This window comes from Enterobacter cloacae complex sp. 309I3, assembly GCF_050031595.1.
Classification (GTDB): Bacteria; Pseudomonadota; Gammaproteobacteria; order Enterobacterales; family Enterobacteriaceae; genus Enterobacter; species Enterobacter cloacae.
This window is the reverse complement of sequence record NZ_JBLGWI010000001.1, coordinates 857,654-880,879: the sequence shown is the minus strand read 5'-3', so window position 1 is coordinate 880,879 and position 23,226 is coordinate 857,654. Positions and strand designations below refer to the sequence as shown.

Genomic DNA, 23,226 nt, shown 5'->3' with positions numbered 1-23,226 from the left:
CTTATTTAACCTGTTTCAGAACATCAGCGGTGATGTCTTTAACATCGCTGCTGTTGAAAGCAACGGCGTTCGCATCAACAACCAGATCGATGTTCTGATCGGCAGCAACTGCTTTAACAGCAGTCTGAATGCGAGTCACCAGCTTGCCACGCTCTTCGTTAGAACGACGCTGACGATCCTGCTCGAAAGCCTGCGCTTTCTGGGAGAACGTCTGGCGCTGAGCCATTACGTCTTTTTCCAGTTTGCTGCGCTCGCTTGATTTCATGGTAGAACCATCACGCTGCAGACGCTGCATTTTGGACTGAAGATCGTTTTCCATACCCTGCAGTTCGCTTGCACGGCCTTTGAATTCGTTTTCCAGAGTCGCAGAAACGCCAGTTTTCTGTGCAACCTGCTGGAACAAATTACCCATGTTGACGATTGCAATTTTGTCTGCTGCCTGAGCAGAGGTTGCCATCGCTAAACCGAGACCTGCAGCTAATAACCACTTTTTCACAATTAACTCCTTACCATCCCATTGGCACCAGAAGGTACCGTTCTTTGCGTGGCAAGGCGATCGTTTTACCGATCGCCGGTTGTCAGCGCTACACTGCCAACGCATTCCTTTGCCGCGGAGAATTACCAGGTTTTACCAATGTTAAACTGGAATTGCTCCGACTTATCTCCATCATATTTCTTAAACGGCTGGGCGTAAGAGAAGACCAACGGCCCCAGCGGTGACATCCATTGTAATGCGATACCTGCAGACATGCGAATATTGCCCGGATCGCTGTAGTCTGGAACACCTGCCGCACGCATCTGGGCAGTGTTCTCCCAGTTGGTATCCCACACGGTACCGGCATCCCAGAAGAAGGACGTACGGACTGAGTTGGCGTATTTATCACTGATAAATGGCGTTGGCGTAATGAACTCAAGGCTCGCCACGGCCATGGCGTTACCGCCTACCGCATCATCAGAGCTACAAACCTGTTTTGGATCCCGGCTTGCGCAGTTATCTTCGTCATTACCGCCGTAATAAACCGCTTTCGGACCAATGTTGTTGGACTGGAAGCCACGAACGGTACTGGAACCACCGGCGTAGAAGTTCTCATAGAACGGCATCTCTTTGCCGCCTAAACCATCGCCATAGCCCCAACGGGTACGACCCAGAACCACCCACTTATGATCGTCATCGATCGGGAAGTACGAGGCAGTATCGAGCGTTAACTTGTAGAACTCGTTATCAGAACCAGGAATAGTCACTTTACCATTCAGGTTGACACGAGAACCTTCCGTTGGGAAGTAACCACGGTCAAGGCGGTTATACGTCCAGCCGTAGTTGAAGGTGAAGTCATCCGCCGCAAAACCGTTGTTATCGCTGGAGGTGCTCGCCGACTGGCCGATAGAGTCGAGATAACGCCACATTGCCACCTGCGGTTGCATATTGGACAGGTCGTTATGCACGTAACCCAAGCCCGCACGCAGGGTGTTGTATTCGTTAACCGGGAATCCAAGCGTACCGTCTACACCGTAGCTCTTGTTGGTGTACGAGGACAGATCCGCGTCGTCTGCTTTAAAGTCGTTATAGAAGATACGACCACCCAGGCTCACACCGTCAACGGTGAAGTATGGGTTAGTGACAGAGAACTCAGAGTAGGTCTGGTAGTCGTTTTTGGTACCGTTGATACCCACCGAGTAACCCGTACCCAGCCAGTTATCCTGCTGAACGCCAACCTGGAAGCTCACGCCGCTTTCAGTACCGTAGCCCACACCGAAGTTAAAGCTACCGGTATTACGCTCTTTCACTTTGTACACGACATCAACCTGGTCCGGGCTGCCCGGCACACGCTGGGTATCGGTATCAACCGTTTCAAAATAGCCCAGACGGTTCAGACGCTCTTTACCCTGGTCAACGAGGTCGCTACCCAACCATGCCCCTTCCATCTGGCGCATTTCGCGACGCAGAACGGAATCTTTGGAGGTGTCGTTACCTTCGAAGCGGATCTTACGCACGTAGAAACGGTTGCCCGCATCAACGTTAACGTGAAGCTTAACGGTTTTATCCGCGTCGTTGATTTCCGGCTGAGTTTGCACACGCGGATAGGCATAACCATAGCGGCCGAGCAGCTTTTTAATGCCGTCTTCCATTTTGGTTACTTTAGAACCGCTGTACAGATCGCCTGGCTGAATTTTGGTCAGCGATTCGATCTCGGCAGAATGCCCCGCCAGGTTGCCACTTACTTCAACACCCGAAAGCTTGTACTGATCGCCTTCTGTAATGTTAATCGTAATGTAGATCCCTTTCTTGTCCGGGGTCAGACTCACCTGAGTCGAGTCGATGTTGAAACGGGCATAACCGCGATCCAGATAGTAGCTGCGCAGGGTTTCGAGGTCGCCCGCCAGTTTCTGTTTCTGGTATTTGCGATCGCCCACCACGTTCCACCACGGCACTTCGTCACGCAGCTGGAAGGTGGAGATCAGTTCGTCGGTAGTGAACGCGTGGTTCCCGACGATGTTGATCTGTTGGATCTTCGCCGAGACGCCTTCCTGGAAGACCAGCTTCAGGTCAACACGGTTACGCGGCAGCGGAGTCACCACCGCTTTCACGCTGGCGCTGTACTTACCGACGCTGTAATAGAAGTCTTCCAGACCTTTTTCAATGTCTGAAAGGGTGGTGCGGTCCAGAGATTCCCCCACACGAACACCGGATGCTTCAAGGTTTTGCTTGAGCATGTCATCTTTCACCGACTTGTTACCGGAGAAAGTGATACTGGCGATCGTTGGACGTTCTTTTACCTGAACCAGCAGCGTATCACCATCGCGCAGGACGCGGACATCCTCAAAGTTGCCGGTGGCAAACAGAGCACGGATGGTGTTACTGATGTCATCATCATTAACCGTATCGCCGGGGCGCACAGGCATACTGAGGAGGGCCGCACCAACGGCGACACGCTGAAGGCCTTCGAAATGAATGTCTTTCACTACGAACCCGTCAGCACCGTATACGGTGGCGCTGCTAAACAGCAGCGACGCTATGAGCAACTTTTTCATCGCCATCGTTATTATGCGTTCTTCCTAACTAACTCTCTTACAACCGAGAGAAATCATTGAAAAGTGCAAGCCCCATTAACAGCACCAGCAAAATCGAGCCAATGCGATAACTAAAGTCTTGAACTCGCTCGGATACCGGCCCGCCTTTTAGCTTTTCAATCGCTAAAAACAGCAGATGACCCCCGTCTAAAACGGGAAGCGGGAACAGGTTGATGATCCCAAGGTTCACGCTAATGAGCGCGAGAAACATGAGATAGTAAATCACCCCGAACTCCGCTGACATCCCAGCCCCCTGAGCTATCGAAATTGGCCCACTGAGGTTGTTCAGTTTCACATCACCGGTTATCAATTTCCCCAACATGTTTACCGTCAGCTTCATCAGTTGCCATGTTTTATCCGTGGCTTCAAGGATGGCGCTAAACGGCCCATACTGGCGTATTGTCTTGTACTCATCAGGCAGCGGGATCACTTTAGGCACAACGCCTGCAAACCCTTCTGCCTTTTTGCCGACCGATTTGCTATCCGGGATCAGCGTCAGCGAGAGTGGACTACCCTGCCTTTCAACTTCCAGCGCGAGCGACGTACCCGGATTATCGCGCACCAGAGTAACAAAGGTCATCCACTGTGTTAATGGCTGACCATCGACTTTAACGATCCTGTCGCCAGCTTGCAAACCCGCTTTGCTCGCCGCCGAATTTGCCTGAACTTCGGCTAATATCGGTTCGATCTGCGCACCACGTGGGCGAATCCCCAGCGCAGAGACGGGATCTTCTTTGTCTGGTTCGAAACTCCAGTGACGCAAATCCAGCATTTTATTCTGTCGCTGGTCAGAACCAAACGGTGACACGCTGACCGTGGTCTGCTCATCACCGATTTTGGCTACCAGTTGCAGTCGCACGGCATCCCAATCAGGGGTTTCGATACCATCAATCGCTTTAAGTTCCATCCCCGGCGTAATTTGCGCACTCGCCGCGATGGAATTGGGGGCGATTTCACCGACAACCGGACGCACGCCCGGAACGCCGATGATAAACACCAGCCAGTAAGCGAAGATAGCAAAGATGAAATTGGCTACCGGTCCGGCAGCAATGATGGCGGCACGTTGTCCAACGGTTTTGTTGTTAAACGCGCTGTGTCGAAGCTCAGGGGCCACAGGCTCAACACGTTCGTCGAGCATTTTGACGTAGCCACCGAGCGGGATAAGGGCGATGACAAATTCCGTGCCGTGACGGTCGGTACGCGTCCAGAGTGATTTGCCAAAACCGATGGAGAACCGCTCTACGCGCACACCGCAACGGCGAGCAACCCAGAAATGGCCAAATTCATGCACGGTAATCAGTACACCCAGTGCAACAATGAACGCCGCCAGATTCCAGAGAATGCTCAGCATAAAACCTTCCGTTAAATCGTCCCGAATACCAGTAAAAGCAGACAAGCAAACACGGGAACAGCCGCTGTCAGGCTGTCAATGCGATCCAGTATCCCGCCATGCCCTGGAATCAGGTGTCCGCTGTCCTTAATCCCTGCTTCTCGCTTGAACATACTTTCGGTTAAATCACCGAGTACCGAGGCCAGCGCGGCAAAAATCGAACACACCAGCAGTATTGACGGTGCAATGTCCAGATTCGCCCAGACGCCATAGCCCCAGGAGATAATCGCTGCCGTAAACAGGCCGCCGATGAATCCTTGCCAGGTTTTACCAGGCGACACCTTCGGAGCCAGTTTATGTTTGCCGAACAGTTTACCAAACATATAGGCCCCAGAGTCAGCCCCCCAGACCAGAATCATCACATAAAGCAGCCAAATCGCACCGCTGTAGTGGTTTTCGTCGTAGTGCCAGGCGCGCAGGGCAACCATGCCCCAGAAAAAAGGCACAATGGTAAGAAGACCAAATATAAGGCGCAGCACTTTTGAATTGCGCCACAACGCCGCGGAGCCTGGATAAAAAAGCACCAAAACAAGGGCGGCGATCCACCAGGCCAACGATACCCACAGGGACCCGGCAACCAGTGGTTGGTGAATATCATGGTGATATTCCGGCAAGGTAAACAGCATCAGGGCCAGGATCAAGCCACAGAGTACCGCCAGCCATACCCGCTGACTGCGCGACGTAAAGCCGCTAAACTGTCCCCATTCCCACGCGGCCAGCATACACACCACCAGCGTGACAATAGCAAATCCCACCGGGGGCAGTAAAAACAGCGCCGCAATGACAATGGGTATTAATACAAAAGCGGAAATCAGGCGATACTTCAGCAAAAGCTACCCCCATCAGGCTTTGTCGCCACCAGGCTCGGTGCCGCCGAAACGACGCTCTCGATTGGCAAAGGCATGCAGCGCACCTTCAAAGTCTTGTTCATCAAAATCGGGCCAAAGCACATCCGTAAAGTAAAGTTCGGCATAGGCAATTTGCCATAGCAAAAAGTTACTTATGCGATGTTCTCCCCCTGTCCTAATTACCAAATCCACAGGTGCCAGTTCATTCATGCAGATTTGCTTGCTCAGCGCGTCTTCATCAATTTGGTCGGGTCTCAACAACCCTTCCTGAACCTGTTCAGCCAGGTGCCGAACCCCCTGGATAATATCCCAGCGTCCACCGTAATTCGCCGCGATATTCAGCGTCAGACCCGTGTTATTTTCAGTCAGCGCTTCTGCTTTACGAATCCGTTCCTGCAAACGTGAGTTAAAACGACTGGTTTCGCCAATGACACGCAGGCGCACATTGTGGCGGTGCAGGCTTTTTACTTCGCTGTCGAGCGCCCACACAAACAGTTCCATCAACGCAGTCACTTCCTGCGCAGGTCGATTCCAGTTTTCACTGCTAAAAGCATAGAGCGTTAACGCATCAATGCCGTTATTGGCGGCAAAAGAGACGGCGCGGCGAACAGATTTCGCCCCAGCTTTATGCCCAAAGGCTCGTATCTTCCCTTGTCTTTTCGCCCAGCGGCCATTGCCATCCATGATGATTGCTACATGACGGCAGCCATGAGCTGGCAAGTTTTCGCTTATTGGTTGATTCGCAGACAACATAACGCGTTTTTAGTCCCTGAAAAGGATTTAACGGTACTCAGGAATACTGAAGCCTATACGTAAAAAAGCCGTGTCAAACCACGGCTTACCTGACCACTTAAAGTCAAATACCTGCGATCAGGTGGCGCAGACTATATCACCGAAGCCCAACGCTAACAAATAGCACGACGACTAGTGCTTGCTTTATCACCAGCTTGCGAGACGTGTCACCTGTTTGCGCGCAATAATACGAGCCTGCTCATCCACCGCCAGCACCTCTTCCACGCTTTGTGGTTCGCGCAGATCCATCAACTCCAGTACCGACAAATTCAGCATAGCGATATCGGTGAAACGGATCTGCTGATTCAGAAATGCTTCAACGGTAATTTCATTGGCTGCATTGAGTGCCGTCGTCGCCGCCTGCCCCTGGTCAAAGGCATTCATTGCAAGCTTAAGACACGGATAACGATCGTAGTCAGGTTCACTGAACGTCAGAGAACTCAGCTTGCAAAAATCGAGTGGCTTTACGCCAGATTTCACGCGTTCAGGCCATGCCATTGCATGTGCAATTGGCGTACGCATATCCGGCTCTCCCAGCTGTGCCAGCACGCTGCCGTCCTGATAGCGCACCATCGAGTGAATCACCGATTGCGGGTGGATCAGCACTTCCATCTGTTTCGCCGACGCGTTAAACAGCCAGCGAGCTTCAATGTATTCCAGACCTTTGTTCATCATAGTGGCAGAGTCAACGGAGATCTTACGCCCCATTGACCAGTTCGGATGACGGCACGCCTGATCCGGCGTCATTGCGCTCAGTTCAGACAGTGGCGTTTCACGGAACGGGCCACCAGACCCGGTAAGCAAAATCGATACAACCCCATTCTGCTCCAGGTCAGCGTACCCCAGGTTCTGCTGAAAAGGTTGCGGTAAACTCTGAAAAATGGCGTTGTGCTCGCTGTCGACCGGCAAAAGACGTGCTCCGCGCTGCTTAACCGCCTCCATAAACAGGCGTCCGCAGGTCACCAGCGACTCTTTATTCGCCAGCAGAACATCTTTACCGGCATCGATGGCGGCTAGCGTCGGCAGCAACCCGGCCGCGCCAACAATGGCGGCCATCACCTGATCGACCTCATCCAGCGCGGCCATCTCACAGGCAGCCTGCTGCCCGCTCAGAACCTCAGTACGACTGCCCTTCTCTTGCAGAGCGGCTTTCAGCTGGCGGGCGCTCTCTTCGTCATCCATTACCGCATAGCGGGGCGTAAACTCCAGACACTGCTCGACCATTCGCTGCACATTCTTCCCGGCCACCAGTGCTGTCACGGTGTAAAGCGCAGGGTTGTGGCGTACAACGTCGAGAGTGCTGCAACCGATAGATCCGGTTGAGCCAAGGAGAGTTAAATGCTTCATGAGATGCCCGAAAAAAGTTAGACCAGATAAAAGCAAAACGCCGCCAGCAAGACCCGAAGTCCCTCTGAACGGCGTTTATCAGTGTAAGACAGAAATCAGAACTGCATCAGTTCCGCTTCTTTATCTGCCAGCGCCGCATCAATTTTCTTGATGGCAGCGTCAGTCATTTTCTGAATGTCGTCCTGTGAACGACGATCGTCATCTTCACTGATCTCTTTTTCTTTCAGCAGCGCTTTCACTTTATCGTTAGCGTCGCGACGGACGTTACGCACGGAAACACGACCCTGCTCAGCTTCGCCACGCACGACTTTGATCAGGTCTTTACGACGCTCTTCGGTCAGCGGAGGCAGTGGAACACGGATATCAGCACCCGCAGAGCTTGGGTTCAGACCGAGGTCAGATGCCATGATCGCTTTCTCAACCGCCGGGCCCATAGAGCGATCGAACACGTTGATTTTCAGCGTACGGGTATCTTCTACGGTCACGCTCGCCAGCTGGCGCAGAGGGGTAGGCGTACCGTAGTACTCTACGATGATGCCATCCAGCAGGCTTGGAGAAGCACGGCCAGTACGGATTTTGCTGATTTGGGTTTTGAACGCTTCTACGCATTTTTCCATGCGTACTTCAGCATCTTTTCTGATGTCGTTAATCACGTTACGAATCCTTGAAAACTTGTCTCAGGCAGACTATCCGCCAGCACAGTGCTACAGGTGTGCTAAGTATAGTCGCGTTTAATTCATGACAACGCCAATGGCGCGTCCGGGTAAGATACCACTTCAAAATAAAGCGGAATCTTACCTGTATTTATCGCCGACGGAAATTATTCCGTGATCAATGTGCCTTCTTTTTCGCCCATGACCACGCGGCGCAGTGCGCCAGGCTTATTCATATTGAAGACACGGATCGGCAGTTTGTGGTCTCGAGCCAGCGTGAAGGCGGCAAGATCCATCACTTTCAGCTCTTTTTCCAGCACTTCGCTGTAGGACAGCTGATCGTACATGGTGGCAGAGGGATCTTTTGCCGGGTCGGCGGTAAACACGCCATCCACTTTGGTTGCTTTCAGCACCACATCGGCTTCGATTTCGATACCGCGCAGGCAAGCAGCGGAATCGGTTGTAAAGAACGGGTTACCCGTACCGGCGGAGAGGATCACCACGCGGTTGTTGCGCAGCAGGCTGATCGCTTCTGCCCAACTGTAGTTATCACAAACGCCATTCAAAGGAATAGCGGACATCAGGCGGGCATTCACATAGGCACGATGCAACGCATCACGCATTGCCAGACCGTTCATCACGGTTGCCAGCATACCCATATGGTCGCCCACAACGCGGTTCATCCCCGCTTTCGCCAGACCAGCACCACGGAAAAGGTTGCCACCGCCAATGACCACGCCGACCTGAATACCCAGTTCGACAAGTTCTTTGATCTCCTGTGCCATGCGGTCGAGAATGCTTGCGTCAATACCGAAGCCTTCCGATCCCTGCAGCGCTTCGCCACTCAGCTTAAGCAGAATGCGTTTGTACACGGGTTTTGCATTGGTAGCCATGTTTCTTTCCTGAGACTGTCAACGATTAAGATGGGGGTTAATTCTGGCGACATAGTATGTCGCATACCAGCACAGCGATACGGGATCCTGTCTGATTTTCGTCTGACGGGTGACAAAAAGAAGCCGCCCTCAGGCGGCTCCTTTTTCATCATTAAGACTGCTTGGACATTGCAGCAACTTCTGCTGCGAAGTCAGTCTCAACTTTCTCGATGCCTTCGCCCACTTCGAAGCGGATGAAGCCAGTTACGTCAGCGTTGTGCTCTTTCAGCAGCTGAGCAACGGATTTGCTTGGATCCATAACGAAAGGCTGGCCAGTCAGAGAAACTTCGCCGGTGAATTTCTTCATGCGGCCTTCAACCATTTTCTCTGCGATTTCTTTTGGCTTACCAGACTGCATCGCGATGTCCAGCTGAACCTGGTACTCTTTCTCTACCACTTCAGCAGACACGTCTTCTGGTTTAACGAATTCTGGTTTGCTTGCAGCGATGTGCATTGCCAGCTGTTTAACCAGCTCTTCGTCAGCGCCTTTAGCCGCAACCAGAACACCGATACGCGCACCGTGCTGGTAAGAACCCAGAACGTCGCCTTCCAGGGACGCTACGCGACGGATGTTGATGTTCTCACCGATTTTAGCAACCAGCGCAACACGTTCTTCTTCGAACTGTGCTTTCAGAACTTCAACGTCAGTGATTTTGCCAGCAACAGCTGCGTCCAGAACTTTGTTAGCAAATGCCTGGAAACCACCATCTTTAGCAACGAAGTCAGTCTGGCAGTTAACTTCCAGAATGATGCCGTAGTTGCCGTCGATTTTAGTGATGATCACGCCGTCAGCAGCAACGTTGCCTGCTTTTTTAGCTGCTTTGATCGCACCGGATTTACGCATGTTTTCGATTGCCAGCTCGATGTCGCCGTTCGCTTCAGTCAGCGCTTTTTTGCAATCCATCATGCCTGCGCCAGTACGCTCGCGCAGCTCTTTTACCAGGGATGCGGTAATTTCAGCCATTCTTAAATCCTCGGGAGATGTGAACTGCCCGGCCTGCGGCCAAACAGTATAAATTGAAAAAAGGGGCCGATAATGGGCCCCTATTCATACACGGTACTAATAAGGGGTGAAACCTTATTATTCAGCTTCTACGAAGCTTTCTTCCGCCTGAGAAGCCAGATCCTGGGAACGGCCTTCACGAACGGTAGCAGCTACAGCGCTCAGGTACAGGCTAACAGCACGGATTGCGTCGTCGTTACCCGGGATAACGAAGTCAACACCGTCCGGATCGGAGTTGGTATCAACGATAGCGAATACCGGGATACCCAGGTTGTTAGCTTCTTTGATTGCGATGTGCTCGTGGTCTGCATCGATTACGAACAGCGCGTCTGGCAGGCCGCCCATATCTTTGATACCGCCCAGGCTGTTTTCCAGCTTGTCCAGCTCACGAGTGCGCATCAGCGCTTCTTTCTTAGTCAGCTTGTCGAAAGTACCGTCCTGAGACTGGGTTTCCAGATCTTTCAGGCGCTTGATGGACTGACGAACAGTTTTCCAGTTGGTCAGCATGCCGCCCAACCAGCGATGGTTCACGAAGAACTGGTCGCAGCTGTTAGCAGCATCTTTCACAGCTTCGCTTGCAGCGCGCTTAGTACCAACGAACAGAATCTTACCTTTACGGGAAGCGATCTTGTTCAGCTCAGCCAGGGCTTCGTTGAACATTGGTACAGTTTTCTCAAGGTTGATGATGTGAACTTTGTTACGCGCGCCGAAGATGAAAGGCTTCATTTTCGGGTTCCAGTAACGGGTCTGGTGACCGAAGTGAACACCAGCCTTGAGCATGTCGCGCATGGAAACAGTTGCCATGTTTAAAACCTCTATATTGAAAGTTGGGGTTATGCCTCCACGTATCCCATATTACCGACCCCGAAGGGCACCCCGGAATATGTGCCGATACGTGTGTGTTGTTACACAAAGTGAGATATATCGCTCCCGTCCAGCCTGTGTATCTGAGATGGATCGGAAGTCCGGCGCGCTTTATACCACAAATCACGACCAGAAACCAATAATTGTTGGCGTAGTGTGCTGTTAATGATTCTCAGTTTGGCACGGGGTGCGCCTGACTGATACCATTGACGGTACTTAGACTAGTATTGTCGAAAAAATCGACACCGATGGACAGATTACATGGCTATCTCTATTAAGACCCCTGAAGAAATTGAAAAGATGCGCGTCGCCGGTCGTCTGGCCGCGGAAGTGCTGGAAATGATCGAGCCGTTCGTGAAACCGGGCGTCAGCACCGGCGAACTGGACCGCATCTGTAACGACTATATCGTTAACGAGCAGCACGCGGTCTCCGCCTGCCTCGGCTACCACGGTTTCCCGAAATCCGTCTGCATTTCTATAAATGAAGTGGTGTGCCACGGTATTCCGGATGACGAAAAACTGCTGAAAGATGGCGACATCGTCAACATCGACGTCACCGTCATTAAAGATGATTACCACGGTGACACCTCGAAGATGTTTATCGTGGGCAAGCCAACCATCCTGGGTGAGCGCCTGTGTAAAGTGACGCAGGAGAGCCTCTACCTGGCGCTGAAGATGGTGAAACCGGGCATTCGCCTGCGCACCATTGGTGCCGCTATCCAGAAGTTTGTCGAAGCGGAAGGTTTCTCCGTGGTTCGCGAATATTGTGGTCACGGCATTGGCCGCGTCTTCCACGAAGAGCCGCAGGTTCTGCACTACGATGCGGATGACGGCGGCGTGGTGCTGCAAAAAGGGATGACCTTCACCATCGAGCCGATGGTCAACGCGGGTGACTACCGTATCCGTACCATGAAAGATGGCTGGACGGTGAAAACCAAAGACAGAAGCTTGTCTGCACAGTACGAGCATACTATTGTGGTAACAGACAACGGCTGCGAAATTATGACGTTGCGCAAGGATGACACCATCCCGGCAATACTGACGCACGATGAATGATAAAAAAGCCGGCAAATGCCGGCTTTTTTAATGGCGATAGCTTTTTCTTATGGGTGGCGCACGATGAGTAATCTATTACCCGAACAGTATGCTAACACAGCACTCCCCACCCTCCCCGACCAGCCCGATAACCCGGGCGTCTGGGCGCAGCACGAGCTGAGCTGTGCCGGCATCAAAGCCCATATGGATGTCTTCCAGCGCTGGCTGGGAAGCGCGTTTGATGCGGGCATTTCCGCCGAACAGCTCATTGAAGCGCGCACCGAATTTATTGACCAGCTTCTGCAACGCCTGTGGATTGAGTACGGATTCGGGCAGGTCAGCGACGTGGCGCTGGTTGCCGTCGGGGGCTATGGCCGCGGTGAGCTGCATCCGCTTTCCGATATTGACCTGCTGATCTTAAGCCGCAAAAAGCTGCCGGACGAACAGGCGCAGAAGATTGGCGAATTACTGACGCTGCTCTGGGATGTGAAACTGGAAGTCGGCCACAGCGTACGCACCCTGGAAGAGTGCCTGCTGGAGGGACTATCGGATCTGACCGTTGCCACCAACCTGATTGAAACCCGCCTGCTGATCGGCGACGTCGCGCTGTTCCTGGAACTGCAAAAACACATATTCAGCGACGGCTTCTGGCCATCAGAAAAGTTCTTCGCCGCTAAGGTCGAGGAACAAAATCAACGCCACCAGCGCTATCACGGCACAAGCTATAACCTTGAACCGGATATCAAAAGCAGCCCCGGCGGCCTGCGCGATATCCACACATTACAGTGGGTAGCTCGTCGCCACTTTGGCGCCACCTCGCTGGATGAAATGGTGGGTTTTGGCTTTTTAACCGAGGCCGAGCGAAACGAGCTCAACGAGTGTCTGCATCTACTGTGGCGCATTCGTTTTGCCCTCCATCTTGAACTTAATCGCTACGATAACCGTCTGTTGTTCGACCGCCAGCTCAGCGTGGCCCAGCGCCTTCACTACAGCGGCGAGGGTAACGAACCGGTTGAGCACATGATGAAGGATTTCTTCCGCGTGACCCGACGCGTTACCGAGCTCAACCAGATGCTATTGCAGCTGTTCGACGAAGCTATTCTGGCGCTGACGGCCGACGAAAAACCGCGCCCCATTGATGATGAGTTCCAGCTACGCGGCACGCTTATCGATCTGCGCGACGAAACGCTGTTTATGCGCGAGCCGGAAGCGATCCTGCGGATGTTCTATACCATGGTCCGCAACAGCACGATCACCGGGATCTACTCCACCACCCTGCGCCATTTGCGCCATGCGCGCCGCCATCTGACGCAGCCGCTGTGCTATATCCCGGAAGCGCGTTCGCTGTTCCTGAGCATGCTCCGCCATCCGGGCGCCGTCAGTCGCGGACTGCTGCCAATGCACCGTCATAGCGTACTGTGGGCCTATATGCCGCAATGGTCGCACATTGTCGGGCAGATGCAGTTCGATCTGTTCCATGCCTATACGGTGGATGAACACACGATCCGCGTCATGCTCAAGCTGGAGAGTTTTGCGAAAGAAGAGACGCGCTCCCGCCACCCTCTGTGCGTTGAGCTGTGGCCACGGCTGACCCATCCGGAGCTGATCCTGATTGCCGCCCTGTTCCACGATATCGCCAAAGGCCGCGGCGGTGACCACTCGGTGCTCGGCGCGCAGGACGTGCTGAAATTTGCCGAACTGCACGGTCTGAACTCACGTGAAACACAGCTGGTGGCCTGGCTGGTGCGCCATCACCTGCTGATGTCAGTCACCGCACAGCGTCGTGACATTCAGGACCCTGAAGTGATCAAGCAGTTTGCAGAAGAGGTACAAACAGAAAACCGTCTGCGCTATCTGGTCTGCCTGACGGTGGCCGATATCTGCGCCACCAACGAAACGCTGTGGAACAGCTGGAAGCAGAGCCTGCTGCGTGAACTGTACTTTGCGACCGAAAAACAGCTGCGCCGCGGAATGCAAAACACGCCGGACATGCGTGAGCGCGTGCGCCACCATCAGTTGCAGGCTCTGGCCCTGCTGCGGATGGACAACATTGATGAAGAGGCGTTGCATCAGATTTGGGCCCGCTGTCGTGCCAACTACTTTGTCCGTCACAGCCCAAACCAGCTCGCCTGGCATGCGCGGCATCTGCTGCAGCATGATTTGTCGCAGCCGATGATCCTGCTCAGCCCGCAGGCGACGCGTGGTGGTACAGAGATCTTTATCTGGAGCCCGGACCGCCCTTATCTGTTTGCTGCGGTATGCGCTGAACTGGACAGACGAAACCTGAGCGTGCACGACGCGCAGATTTTCACCACCCGCGACGGCATGGCGATGGACACCTTTATTGTGCTGGAGCCGGACGGCAGCCCGCTGTCGTCGGATCGTCATGAGGGGATACGTTTTGGTCTGGAGCAGGCCATCACTCAGCGCAGCTGGCAGCCGCCGCAGCCGCGTCGTCAGCCCGCGAAACTGCGCCACTTTACCGTCGATACCGAGGTCAATTTTCTGCCGACCCACACCGATCGTAAATCGTTCCTGGAGCTCATTGCCCTGGATCAGCCAGGTCTGCTCGCCCGCGTCGGCCAGGTCTTTGCCGATCTGGGAATTTCGCTTCACGGGGCCCGAATTACAACCATTGGCGAGCGAGTAGAAGATTTATTTATAATCGCAACAGCGGACCGGCGTGCCCTTAATAATGACCTGCAACTTGAAGTGCAACAACGGTTGACAGCAGCCCTCAATCCAAACGATAAAGGGTGACGTGTTTTTTAGTGAAATGGAAAGAGTAAACAATGCAGCAGTTACAGAACGTTATTGAGTCCGCTTTTGAGCGTCGCGCCGAGATTACCCCGGCAAATGTGGATACCGTTACCCGCGAAGCGGTTAACCAGGTGATTTCTCTGCTGGATTCCGGCGCGCTGCGTGTAGCAGAAAAAATCGACGGTCAGTGGGTCACTCATCAATGGCTGAAGAAAGCCGTGCTGCTCTCTTTCCGTATCAACGATAACCAGGTTATCGACGGAGCTGAAAGCCGCTACTTCGATAAAGTGCCAATGAAATTCGCTGATTACGACGAAGCGCGTTTCCAGAAAGAAGGCTTCCGCGTAGTGCCACCTGCTGCGGTGCGTCAGGGCGCGTTCATCGCCCGTAACACCGTACTGATGCCATCCTACGTAAACATCGGTGCCTATGTAGACGAAGGCACCATGGTGGATACCTGGGCTACCGTGGGCTCCTGCGCGCAGATTGGTAAAAACGTTCACCTGTCCGGCGGCGTCGGCATCGGTGGCGTACTGGAACCCCTGCAGGCTAACCCAACCATCATCGAAGACAATTGCTTCATCGGCGCGCGCTCTGAAGTGGTAGAAGGCGTGATCGTTGAAGAAGGCTCAGTGATCTCTATGGGCGTTTACATCGGTCAGAGCACCCGTATTTACGACCGTGAAACCGGCGAAATCCATTACGGCCGTGTTCCGGCAGGCTCCGTGGTTGTTTCCGGCAACCTGCCGTCTAAAGATGGTAAGTACAGCCTGTACTGTGCGGTTATCGTGAAGAAAGTGGACGCGAAAACCCGCGGTAAAGTGGGCATCAACGAATTGCTGCGCACCATCGATTAATCGGATATAACAAAAAGCGGGGGCAACCCCGCTTTTTTCATATCTGAGGGTGGCGAAAATAGATTTTTTCGTTAATTATTCAAAGGTTATGTTGAGATCAAGGGTACCGCTATGTACGATAATCTGAAAAGTCTGGGCATTACCAATCCTGATGAAATTGATCGTTACAGCCTTCGCCAGGAAGCCAACAACGACATTTTAAAAATCTATTTTCACAAGGACAAAGGAGAGTTTTTCGCCAAGAGCGTGAAGTTTAAGTATCCACGCCAGCGTAAGACCGTCGTCGCAGACGGTGTAGGACAGGGATACAAAGAGGTTCAGGAAATCAGCCCCAACCTGCGCTATGTGATCGATGAACTCGATCAGATCTGCCAGCGCGACCGTACCGAAGTCGATCTCAAGCGTAAGATCCTTGACGATCTGCGTCACCTTGAAAGCGTTGTGACTAATAAGATCAGCGAGATTGAAGCGGATCTTGAGAAATTAACGCGTAACAAATAAGTTGGGTGCGGCCTGATGCCCTCACCCCGGCCCTCTCCCACAGGGAGAGGGAGAAAACCATCATGTAGGCCGGGTAAGGCGAAGCCGCCACCCGGCAAACAGCATCATCGCTGTTCATCCAGCTGTAACGCCACATACAGCAGCAGTCTGTCGTCAAAACTTCCCAGATCCAGCCCTGTCAGCTCCGAAATCCGGTTGAGCCGATACTCCAGCGTGTTGCGGTGAATGAACAGCGCTTTCGACGTCGCCAGCGGCTGCACGTTATGCCGGAACCACGCCTGTAGCGTCCGGCGCAGCAGGCCATTGTTGTCCATCGCTTTCAGGCGCGCGAGCGGACGCGCCAGCTCATTGGCCTGCCAGCCACCGCGCAGGCTGTCGAGCAGTACCGGCAGCATCAGATCCTGATAAAAATAGCTGCGGCTTTCCGGCATTCGCTGTTTACCCACCATCATCGTGGTACGCGCCGTACGCCATGAGCGGGCGATACTGCCAGGCCCGGTAAAGTAATTCCCCAGGGCGACGCGAAAACGCAGCTGACCATTCTCTTTCATACGGGAAATTAACTGCTCCACACGACGACGGTGATCTTCCGCATCCCAGCGACCGAACGCGTTAAGCGCCGGCTTGAGTACCACCATTTCCGTCAGGGATACAATCGCCACCAGGTTGTCGCGCTCCGGCGTTGCCAGCGCGTTTTGTAGCTGCTGCAATTCAGCCATCGCGCTATCGACCCCCAGCTGGCCGCTATCCACCTCAATCACCGCCACGACGCGCGGTTGGTTCAGGTCAATACCCAGACGCTGCGCCCACTCGCTCAGCGCAGGCGTATGCTCCTCTGCCTGAATCAGGTTCATCACCAGCTCTTCGCGCAGACGGCTGTCCTGGGCCAGCAGGTGCATCAGGCGCGACTGCTCCAGCATCATCTCCGCCGTCATGCAGACCAGCTCGCCATATTTACGCAGTGATTCGGGTTCACCGGTCAGGCCTATTACGCCAACAATTTCCCCTTCAAGGCGCAGCGGTAAATTGATGCCCTGACGGACGCCGTGCAGGTGTTTCGCCACGGCATCATCGATATCCACGACCCGCCCCTGGGAAAGCACCAGCAGTGCACCTTCGTGCAATTCCCCAATACGCTCGCGATCGCCGCTGCCAATAATGCGCCCGCGGGCATCCATTACGTTGATATTGGTATCAATGATGCGCATGGTGCGCGCCACGATATCCTGCGCCATTTTGGTATCAAGATGCCAGCCAGCCATGTAACCCTCCTGTGAGCAGAGCTCAAGCATAGGGGAGTTCGGCTACGGTCGCATTGTGCGAATGCACAAAATCAGGCAGTGAAGTATGGACTTGTGGGAAGGGTCACAGAAACAAAAAAGCCCCTGCTTACATCACGCAGGGGCTTACGAGGATTACTGCATCAGGAGGTAGATAGAGGTATCACCACGCTGAATATTCAGCGCCAGCACGGATGGTTTGCTATCGAGAATTTTACGCAGTTCAGCGATGTTTTTCACTGGCTGCTGGTTAGCACCCATGATCACATCACCTTTTTTCAGGCCGATACGGGCTGCCGGGGAATTCGCTTTCACGTTATTCACCACCACGCCTTTATCTGCACCTTTGTTGCTCATCTCCGCCCCTTCAATACCGCTGAAGATGGTGCTGGAATCAACCTGATTCTGACTGCTCTGCTGCAGCTCCAGACTCACGTTAACCGCCTTACCGTCACGCAGCAGGCCGAGGGTAACTTTGCTGCCAATTGGCATTGAACCCACTTCGGCACGCAGGGCGGCAAAACTGCTGATCGGTTTACCGTTCAGGGAGGTGATCACATCCCCGGCTTTAATCCCCGCTTTTGCTGCGGAGGAGTTCGGCATAACCTGGCTCACGAACGCGCCGCGCTGGGCGTCAACTTTCATCGCTTTCGCCAGTTCAGAGTTCAGCTCGGTACCCATGATACCCAGTTCACCGCGTTTCACCTGGCCGTACTGCACCATCTGCGCGGTCAGGTTTTTCACCATGTTACTTGGGATAGCAAAACCGATACCGATGTTGCCGCCGTCCGGTGCCAGGATGGCAGTGTTAATACCAATCAGCTCACCGTTCAGGTTCACCAGCGCACCGCCGGAGTTACCGCGGTTGATCGCCGCATCCGTCTGGATGAAGTTTTCATAGTTCTCCGCGTTCAGGCCGCTACGGCCCAGCGCTGAAACAATCCCCGAGGTCACGGTTTCGCCCAGACCGAACGGGTTACCGATGGCCACGGTGTAGTCACCGACACGCAGCGCGTCGGAGTCGGCAATTTTAATCGCCGTCAGGTTTTTAGGATCCTGAATCTGGATCAGTGCGATATCAGAGCGTGGGTCCTTGCCCACCACTTTAGCGTCAAATTTACGCCCGTCGCTCAGCTGAACCTTAATGCTGTTGGCGTTATCCACCACGTGGTTATTGGTGACGACATACCCTTTCGCGGCATCAATAATAACCCCCGAGCCAAGCGCCATGAATTTCTGCTGCTGGCCGCCGCCCTGGCCGTCATCCCCTGCGCCACCGCCCTGACAGAACGGAGAACTCTGGAATGGCGAACCGTCCTGGCAGAACGGCGAGTTATCGCCGAAGAACTGCTGGAAGTTACGCGGCATACGCGGCGTATTGACGGTCGTGCTGCCCTCAACGTTAATACTCACCACCGATGGCATCACTTTTTCGAGCATCGGTGCCAGGCTTGGCATCTGCTGCGCGGTTGCTGCCGACGACGCGGTCTCGGCTGCAGTAGCAGTCAGAGGAGACAGCGCTAAACCTAAACTCAGAGCCAGTGCACTCATTGCTAATGTGGTTTTTTTCATGTTTCTCAATCTCGATTTACAGATAACGCAAAATTGCTGTGTAACTCAGATTCGTTTTATACCGCTTAGTTCCGGCGATAAGTTTATGGAAAAAGTAAAAATTTATTGGTCGTCTTTACAAAACTCCGGGATTATTCCACCGCCATCAGCTTGCGGTACTCATCCCAGGCATACAAATCGGTCATTCCGCTGATATAGTCCTGGATGAGACGACAGCGATAATAATATTCGAGCACCGGCCACTGCGGTGAGTGGCGATCCAGTTTGCCGATGGCTTCAACGTAAGCCAGACGATGACGGGTAGAAAGTTTCTGATAAAGCCGGGACTCAATCGGTATTCGTCGCACGCGCTCTTGTTCCACCAGCTCGCTGAATTCATCGACCGACAATTGCAGCAGAGGGCGATATATTTCCAGTAAGCCGCTGATAACCCGGTATCCCTGCAGCTCTAACTGTTCGACATCGGGGTGGCTGAATACATGACGCATCGCGACATGTTTATATAACTCAAGCAACTGGCTGAAGCTACTGTCATCCTCCAGCAAGGCATGATTGAACTCGCCGCTAAAAATCATCGGCAAATTATCAATAAAGCGCGAGGCGGCGTAAGGCACCAGTTTATTTAATGTATTGACCCGCAAATACATAAAGAACTGATCTTCGGTGCTCCGGCTTAATGTATTTGCACGCGATTTTTCCCAGGCATTTTCAACCACCTGGGCAAACAGCGAACCTTTTTCATGTTTCCCCCATGCATCATAAAGATGCTGATAAAGCTCCTCGACGCTAAATATTCTTTTTTCAACCGCGTCTTCCAGGTCAGCAACGCAATAGGAGATGTCATCGGCGGCTTCCATAATCCACGTCAACGGGAAGCGGCCATTTGCAGTCAATGAAAGTTCTTTACGTAACCGCTCAATATAGGCCTCTTCGGAGAGGTAATAGCCCGGCTTTTTCATCAGATAGCTGTGCGAAGCGGGCGTTTCGCCCATCCACCAGGCGGGACGGGTATATTTGAGGATGCATCCCACCTGTGCCCAGGTCAGATTCATGCGCATCAGGGAGTGCACCAGCCTGATCCCCTGCGCATTGCCTTCAAAATGACAGAGATCCTGACGCACTTTACGACGCAGATCGTTTAGCCCGTCTTCGCCTTCACGCAGGCGTAAATCCCGCACCACGCAGCGGTCATCACTGAGCGGCTGGCTGACGGCATCCGACGGGAAGAGTCGCTGCCTGAACCAGTCGTTGATCGCCGCCTCGCCAAAGTGACCAAACGGCGGGTTGCCGATATCGTGCATCAGGCAGGCCATCTCAACAATACTCTCAAAGGGCCCGGTCAACTCATCCAGACCGTAGGTTTCCAGCAAGCGCTGCTCTTTGAGACGGCTTAAAATCTCTTTGGCAATGTAGCGCCCCACCTGCTGAACTTCCATTGAGTGGGTAAGGCGTGTGCGCACGGCAGCGTTACGCTCAAGCGGAAACACCTGGGTCTTTTGCTGCAGACGACGAATGGCAGGCGAGTTAATGATCCGCCCGCGATCGCTTTCGAAGATACGCAGGATCTCATGTTCGCTCTTTTCACCCTGCGGCGAACGGAAACGTCGGTGCCAGTTAATTTTGGTGCGAAAATCGATCTGTGACATGTGCTCCCCCGCGTGAGAATGCGTTTCCCCTTAAGCGCATGATAGACTATGCATCTTAACAAGGCACATCGCGAGTAAATCTATGAAAATCGGCATTATTGGTGCAATGGAAGAAGAAGTTACGCTGCTGCGTGACAAAATTGAGAACCGTCAGACTCTCTCTCTGGGGGGTTGTGAGATCTATACCGGTCAACTGAACGGTGTTGACGTGGCTCTGCTGAAATCAGGCATCGGTAAGGTTGCTGCTGCGCTGGGCGCAACGCTGTTGCTTGAGCGCTGCAAACCAGACGTGATCGTTAACACCGGCTCTGCGGGCGGTCTGGCACCGACCCTGAAAGTGGGTGATATCGTCGTCTCCGATGAAGCGCGTTACCACGACGCAGACGTTACCGCATTCGGCTACGAATACGGTCAGCTTCCAGGTTGCCCGGCCGGCTTTAAGGCCGACGATAAGCTGGTTGCGGCGGCAGAAGAGTGCATTGCTGAGCTGAACCTCAACGCCGTACGCGGCCTGATTGTGAGCGGTGATGCCTTCATCAATGGCTCCGTCGGCCTGGCAAAAATCCGTCACAACTTCCCGCAGGCTATCGCCGTTGAGATGGAAGCGACCGCTATTGCCCACGTTTGCCATAATTTCAACGTCCCGTTCGTGGTGGTCCGCGCCATCTCTGACGTGGCCGATCAGCAGTCTCATATCAGCTTCGACGAATTCCTGGTTGTCGCGGCAAAACAGTCCACCGTGATGGTGGAGAGCCTTGTGCAGAAACTGGCTCGTGGCTAAACATGCCATCAGGGCGCTGGTCGCCCTGCTTCTGCTCGCACCGGCCTGGCTCTGCGCCGCGCCGCGTGTGATTACCCTCTCCCCCGCTAACACCGAACTGGCGTTTGCCGCCGGTATCACCCCCGTTGGTGTAAGCAGCTTTTCCAATTACCCACCGCAGGCCGCGCATATTGAACAGGTCGCAACATGGCAAGGGATGAACCTTGAGCGCATCGTGGCGCTTAAGCCCGATCTCGTGCTCGCCTGGCGTGGCGGCAATGCAGAGCGGCAGGTTAATCAGCTGACGTCGCTTGGGATCAAGGTCATGTGGGTGGATGCCGTGAGCATTGAGCAGGTCGCGCAGGCGTTACGCGCTCTGGCGCCCTACAGCCCAACCCCGGCCAAAGCCGAGGATGCGGCAAAACAACTGCTCAGCGACTATGCGGCACTCAAAGCAAAATACGATACCCCCGTTAAAAAGCGCATCTTTCTGCAGTTTGGCAGCCAGCCGCTGTTCACCACCGGGAAAGGCTCCATTCAGAATCAGGTCCTGGAAGTGTGCGGCGGAGAAAATATCTTTGCGGCCAGCCGGATACCGTGGCCTCAGGTCAGCCGGGAACAGGTTCTTGCTCGCCGACCACAGGCGATCGTTGTGGTCGGAAATGCGAGCGAGATTCCTAAAATTGAACAATTCTGGCAAAGCCAGCTAAAAATTCCGGTGATCCCTCTCACCAGCGACTGGTTTGAACGCGCCAGCCCGCGTATTATCCTCGCCGCAAAACAACTCTGTGCCGCACTGGCCGAGAGTCATTAACATAAGACCCCCTTCGAGGATTTAACGATGCTCGTTTATTGGCTGGATATTCTTGGCACAGCCGTTTTTGCTATCTCCGGCGTCCTGCTCGCCGGAAAGCTGCGCATGGATCCGTTTGGCGTGCTGGTGCTTGGCGTGGTGACCGCCGTAGGCGGTGGAACGATCCGCGATATGGCGCTGGATAATGGCCCGGTATTTTGGGTGAAAGATCCCACCGATCTGGTGGTGGCGATGGTCACCTGCCTGTTAACCATCGTGCTGGTTCGCCAGCCCCGCCGCTTACCAAAATGGATCCTCCCGGTGCTGGATGCCGTCGGGCTGGCTGTGTTTGTCGGCATTGGGGTGAATAAAGCCTTTAATGCGGGTACAGGGCCCATGGTTGCCATCTGCATGGGCGTGCTGACTGGCGTAGGCGGCGGGATTATTCGCGATATTCTGGCACGAGAAGTGCCGATGATCCTGCGTACCGAAATCTATGCTACGGCCTGCATTATTGGCGGGATTGTACACGCCACGGCGTACTATACCTTTGCGATACCGCTGGAAAACTCAGCCATGCTGGGAATGGTGGTGACGCTGGCGATACGTCTGGCGGCGATACGCTGGCACCTTAAATTGCCGACGTTCGCGCTGGATGAGAATGGAAGATAAACGCAAAACGGTAACCGCAAGGTTACCGTTTTTAATCTTTTCTCCCTCTCCCGGTGGGAGAGGGCCGGTGTGAGGGCATCAGCCCGCCCCCGCTTAAATACTGAACGAAGACCCACACCCGCAGGTGCTGGTGGCATTTGGGTTCGTCACCACAAAGCGTGAACCTTCCAGACCTTCTGTGTAATCTACCGAACCGCCCACCAGATATTGCAGGCTCATCGGGTCAACCACCAGCGCGACGCCCTGTTTCTCGATAGTCATATCGCCGTCGTTAACCTGGTCGTCAAAGGTAAAACCATACTGGAAGCCGCTGCAGCCGCCACCGGTAATATAGACACGCAGTTTCAGATCCGGATTGTCTTCGTCGGCAATCAGGGTTTTCACTTTGTTGGCTGCTGCTTCGGTAAACTCCAGCGGCAACGCTACGTCATCACTCATCTTATGCTCCCATG

General features: G+C 53.7%; 21 protein-coding genes. 7 read left to right on the top strand and 14 right to left on the bottom strand.

What is annotated here, in order from left to right; translation table 11 throughout:
* Position 1 precedes the first annotated feature (1 nt).
* From skp to rpsB, 10 genes are all read right to left on the bottom strand, one after another.
* Positions 2–496 (bottom strand): molecular chaperone Skp, encoded by a 495-nt coding sequence (gene skp, locus ACQG22_RS04125; protein WP_013095660.1) that lies wholly within the window; start codon positions 494–496, stop codon positions 2–4.
* Between the two features lie 122 nt (positions 497–618).
* The gene (bamA, locus tag ACQG22_RS04120; protein WP_013095659.1) at positions 619–3,036 is read right to left on the bottom strand and encodes an outer membrane protein assembly factor BamA; all 2,418 of its coding nucleotides are present in this window, start codon (positions 3,034–3,036) and stop codon (positions 619–621) included.
* Positions 3,037–3,067: 31 nt separating this feature from the next.
* Entirely contained in the window at positions 3,068–4,420 is a 1,353-nt protein-coding gene (rseP, locus tag ACQG22_RS04115) for a sigma E protease regulator RseP (protein ID WP_348569825.1), read from the bottom strand.
* Positions 4,421–4,431: 11 nt separating this feature from the next.
* Positions 4,432–5,289 (bottom strand): phosphatidate cytidylyltransferase, encoded by an 858-nt coding sequence (cdsA, locus tag ACQG22_RS04110; RefSeq protein ID WP_013095657.1) that lies wholly within the window; start codon positions 5,287–5,289, stop codon positions 4,432–4,434.
* 12 nt (positions 5,290–5,301) lie between these two features.
* Positions 5,302–6,060, bottom strand: a complete 759-nt coding sequence (gene ispU, locus ACQG22_RS04105; protein WP_028028110.1) for a (2E,6E)-farnesyl-diphosphate-specific ditrans,polycis-undecaprenyl-diphosphate synthase — start codon at positions 6,058–6,060, stop codon at positions 5,302–5,304.
* A gap of 186 nt (positions 6,061–6,246) precedes the next feature.
* Positions 6,247–7,446, bottom strand: coding sequence for a 1-deoxy-D-xylulose-5-phosphate reductoisomerase (gene ispC / locus ACQG22_RS04100; RefSeq protein WP_038981256.1), 1,200 nt, complete (start codon positions 7,444–7,446; stop codon positions 6,247–6,249).
* 95 nt (positions 7,447–7,541) lie between these two features.
* On the bottom strand, positions 7,542–8,099 hold the full coding sequence (gene frr / locus ACQG22_RS04095; RefSeq protein ID WP_008501909.1) for a ribosome recycling factor: 558 nt from the start codon (positions 8,097–8,099) through the stop codon (positions 7,542–7,544).
* A gap of 167 nt (positions 8,100–8,266) precedes the next feature.
* Positions 8,267–8,992, bottom strand: a complete 726-nt coding sequence (gene pyrH / locus ACQG22_RS04090; RefSeq protein WP_003856194.1) for a UMP kinase — start codon at positions 8,990–8,992, stop codon at positions 8,267–8,269.
* 151 nt (positions 8,993–9,143) lie between these two features.
* Positions 9,144–9,995, bottom strand: coding sequence for a translation elongation factor Ts (tsf, locus tag ACQG22_RS04085; protein WP_008501911.1), 852 nt, complete (start codon positions 9,993–9,995; stop codon positions 9,144–9,146).
* A gap of 117 nt (positions 9,996–10,112) precedes the next feature.
* Positions 10,113–10,838, bottom strand: coding sequence for a 30S ribosomal protein S2 (gene rpsB / locus ACQG22_RS04080; RefSeq protein WP_013095653.1), 726 nt, complete (start codon positions 10,836–10,838; stop codon positions 10,113–10,115).
* Positions 10,839–11,159: 321 nt separating this feature from the next.
* Between rpsB and map the strand changes: the two genes are divergently transcribed.
* From map to ACQG22_RS04060, 4 genes are all read left to right on the top strand, one after another.
* Positions 11,160–11,954 (top strand): type I methionyl aminopeptidase, encoded by a 795-nt coding sequence (gene map / locus ACQG22_RS04075; RefSeq protein ID WP_013095652.1) that lies wholly within the window; start codon positions 11,160–11,162, stop codon positions 11,952–11,954.
* 63 nt (positions 11,955–12,017) lie between these two features.
* Positions 12,018–14,693, top strand: coding sequence for a bifunctional uridylyltransferase/uridylyl-removing protein GlnD (gene glnD / locus ACQG22_RS04070; protein WP_038418715.1), 2,676 nt, complete (start codon positions 12,018–12,020; stop codon positions 14,691–14,693).
* 32 nt (positions 14,694–14,725) lie between these two features.
* Positions 14,726–15,550 carry a 2,3,4,5-tetrahydropyridine-2,6-dicarboxylate N-succinyltransferase gene (gene dapD, locus ACQG22_RS04065; RefSeq protein WP_013095650.1) on the top strand — a complete coding sequence of 275 codons (825 nt, stop codon included), beginning with the start codon at positions 14,726–14,728 and terminating at the stop codon, positions 15,548–15,550.
* Positions 15,551–15,661: 111 nt separating this feature from the next.
* Complete coding sequence (locus ACQG22_RS04060) at positions 15,662–16,051, top strand: DUF3461 family protein (protein WP_008501916.1); 390 nt, start codon at positions 15,662–15,664, stop codon at positions 16,049–16,051.
* Between the two features lie 104 nt (positions 16,052–16,155).
* On the opposite strand, the gene cdaR is transcribed toward ACQG22_RS04060, so the two are convergent.
* The 3 genes from cdaR to dgt form a co-directional block, all read right to left on the bottom strand.
* Entirely contained in the window at positions 16,156–17,313 is a 1,158-nt protein-coding gene (gene cdaR / locus ACQG22_RS04055) for a DNA-binding transcriptional regulator CdaR (RefSeq protein ID WP_013095649.1), read from the bottom strand.
* Positions 17,314–17,466: 153 nt separating this feature from the next.
* Positions 17,467–18,903, bottom strand: a complete 1,437-nt coding sequence (degP, locus tag ACQG22_RS04050; RefSeq protein WP_013095648.1) for a serine endoprotease DegP — start codon at positions 18,901–18,903, stop codon at positions 17,467–17,469.
* A gap of 131 nt (positions 18,904–19,034) precedes the next feature.
* A complete protein-coding gene (dgt, locus tag ACQG22_RS04045; protein ID WP_013095647.1) occupies positions 19,035–20,549 on the bottom strand; it encodes a dGTPase in 1,515 nt (504 codons plus the stop codon).
* An 82-nt stretch (positions 20,550–20,631) separates the two neighbouring features.
* On the opposite strand from dgt, the gene mtnN reads away from it, so the two are divergent.
* From mtnN to ACQG22_RS04030, 3 genes are read left to right on the top strand one after another with little or no spacing between them, the layout of a single operon-like run.
* Positions 20,632–21,330 (top strand): 5'-methylthioadenosine/S-adenosylhomocysteine nucleosidase, encoded by a 699-nt coding sequence (gene mtnN, locus ACQG22_RS04040; RefSeq protein ID WP_013095646.1) that lies wholly within the window; start codon positions 20,632–20,634, stop codon positions 21,328–21,330.
* The gene (gene btuF / locus ACQG22_RS04035) at positions 21,323–22,123 is read left to right on the top strand and encodes a vitamin B12 ABC transporter substrate-binding protein BtuF (RefSeq protein WP_023620756.1); all 801 of its coding nucleotides are present in this window, start codon (positions 21,323–21,325) and stop codon (positions 22,121–22,123) included. The genes mtnN and btuF overlap by 8 nt, the downstream gene beginning before the upstream one ends.
* Positions 22,124–22,150: 27 nt before the next feature.
* Positions 22,151–22,774 carry a TRIC cation channel family protein gene (locus ACQG22_RS04030; RefSeq protein WP_013095644.1) on the top strand — a complete coding sequence of 208 codons (624 nt, stop codon included), beginning with the start codon at positions 22,151–22,153 and terminating at the stop codon, positions 22,772–22,774.
* A gap of 93 nt (positions 22,775–22,867) precedes the next feature.
* Here ACQG22_RS04030 and erpA read toward each other — a convergent pair whose 3' ends face one another.
* Complete coding sequence (gene erpA, locus ACQG22_RS04025; RefSeq protein WP_013095643.1) at positions 22,868–23,212, bottom strand: iron-sulfur cluster insertion protein ErpA; 345 nt, start codon at positions 23,210–23,212, stop codon at positions 22,868–22,870.
* Positions 23,213–23,226 lie beyond the last annotated feature (14 nt).

Coding starts and splice junctions, on each gene's coding strand:
- bamA (WP_013095659.1), bottom strand. CDS start 3,036: ATGGCGATGAAAAAGTTGCTCATAGCGTCGCTGCTGTTTAGCAGCGCC.
- rseP (WP_348569825.1), bottom strand. CDS start 4,420: ATGCTGAGCATTCTCTGGAATCTGGCGGCGTTCATTGTTGCACTGGGT.
- ispU (WP_028028110.1), bottom strand. CDS start 6,060: ATGTTGTCTGCGAATCAACCAATAAGCGAAAACTTGCCAGCTCATGGC.
- ispC (WP_038981256.1), bottom strand. CDS start 7,446: ATGAAGCATTTAACTCTCCTTGGCTCAACCGGATCTATCGGTTGCAGC.
- pyrH (WP_003856194.1), bottom strand. CDS start 8,992: ATGGCTACCAATGCAAAACCCGTGTACAAACGCATTCTGCTTAAGCTG.
- tsf (WP_008501911.1), bottom strand. CDS start 9,995: ATGGCTGAAATTACCGCATCCCTGGTAAAAGAGCTGCGCGAGCGTACT.
- rpsB (WP_013095653.1), bottom strand. CDS start 10,838: ATGGCAACTGTTTCCATGCGCGACATGCTCAAGGCTGGTGTTCACTTC.
- map (WP_013095652.1), top strand. CDS start 11,160: ATGGCTATCTCTATTAAGACCCCTGAAGAAATTGAAAAGATGCGCGTC.
- glnD (WP_038418715.1), top strand. CDS start 12,018: ATGAGTAATCTATTACCCGAACAGTATGCTAACACAGCACTCCCCACC.
- dapD (WP_013095650.1), top strand. CDS start 14,726: ATGCAGCAGTTACAGAACGTTATTGAGTCCGCTTTTGAGCGTCGCGCC.
- ACQG22_RS04060 (WP_008501916.1), top strand. CDS start 15,662: ATGTACGATAATCTGAAAAGTCTGGGCATTACCAATCCTGATGAAATT.
- cdaR (WP_013095649.1), bottom strand. CDS start 17,313: ATGGCTGGCTGGCATCTTGATACCAAAATGGCGCAGGATATCGTGGCG.
- degP (WP_013095648.1), bottom strand. CDS start 18,903: ATGAAAAAAACCACATTAGCAATGAGTGCACTGGCTCTGAGTTTAGGT.
- dgt (WP_013095647.1), bottom strand. CDS start 20,549: ATGTCACAGATCGATTTTCGCACCAAAATTAACTGGCACCGACGTTTC.
- mtnN (WP_013095646.1), top strand. CDS start 20,632: ATGAAAATCGGCATTATTGGTGCAATGGAAGAAGAAGTTACGCTGCTG.
- ACQG22_RS04030 (WP_013095644.1), top strand. CDS start 22,151: ATGCTCGTTTATTGGCTGGATATTCTTGGCACAGCCGTTTTTGCTATC.
- erpA (WP_013095643.1), bottom strand. CDS start 23,212: ATGAGTGATGACGTAGCGTTGCCGCTGGAGTTTACCGAAGCAGCAGCC.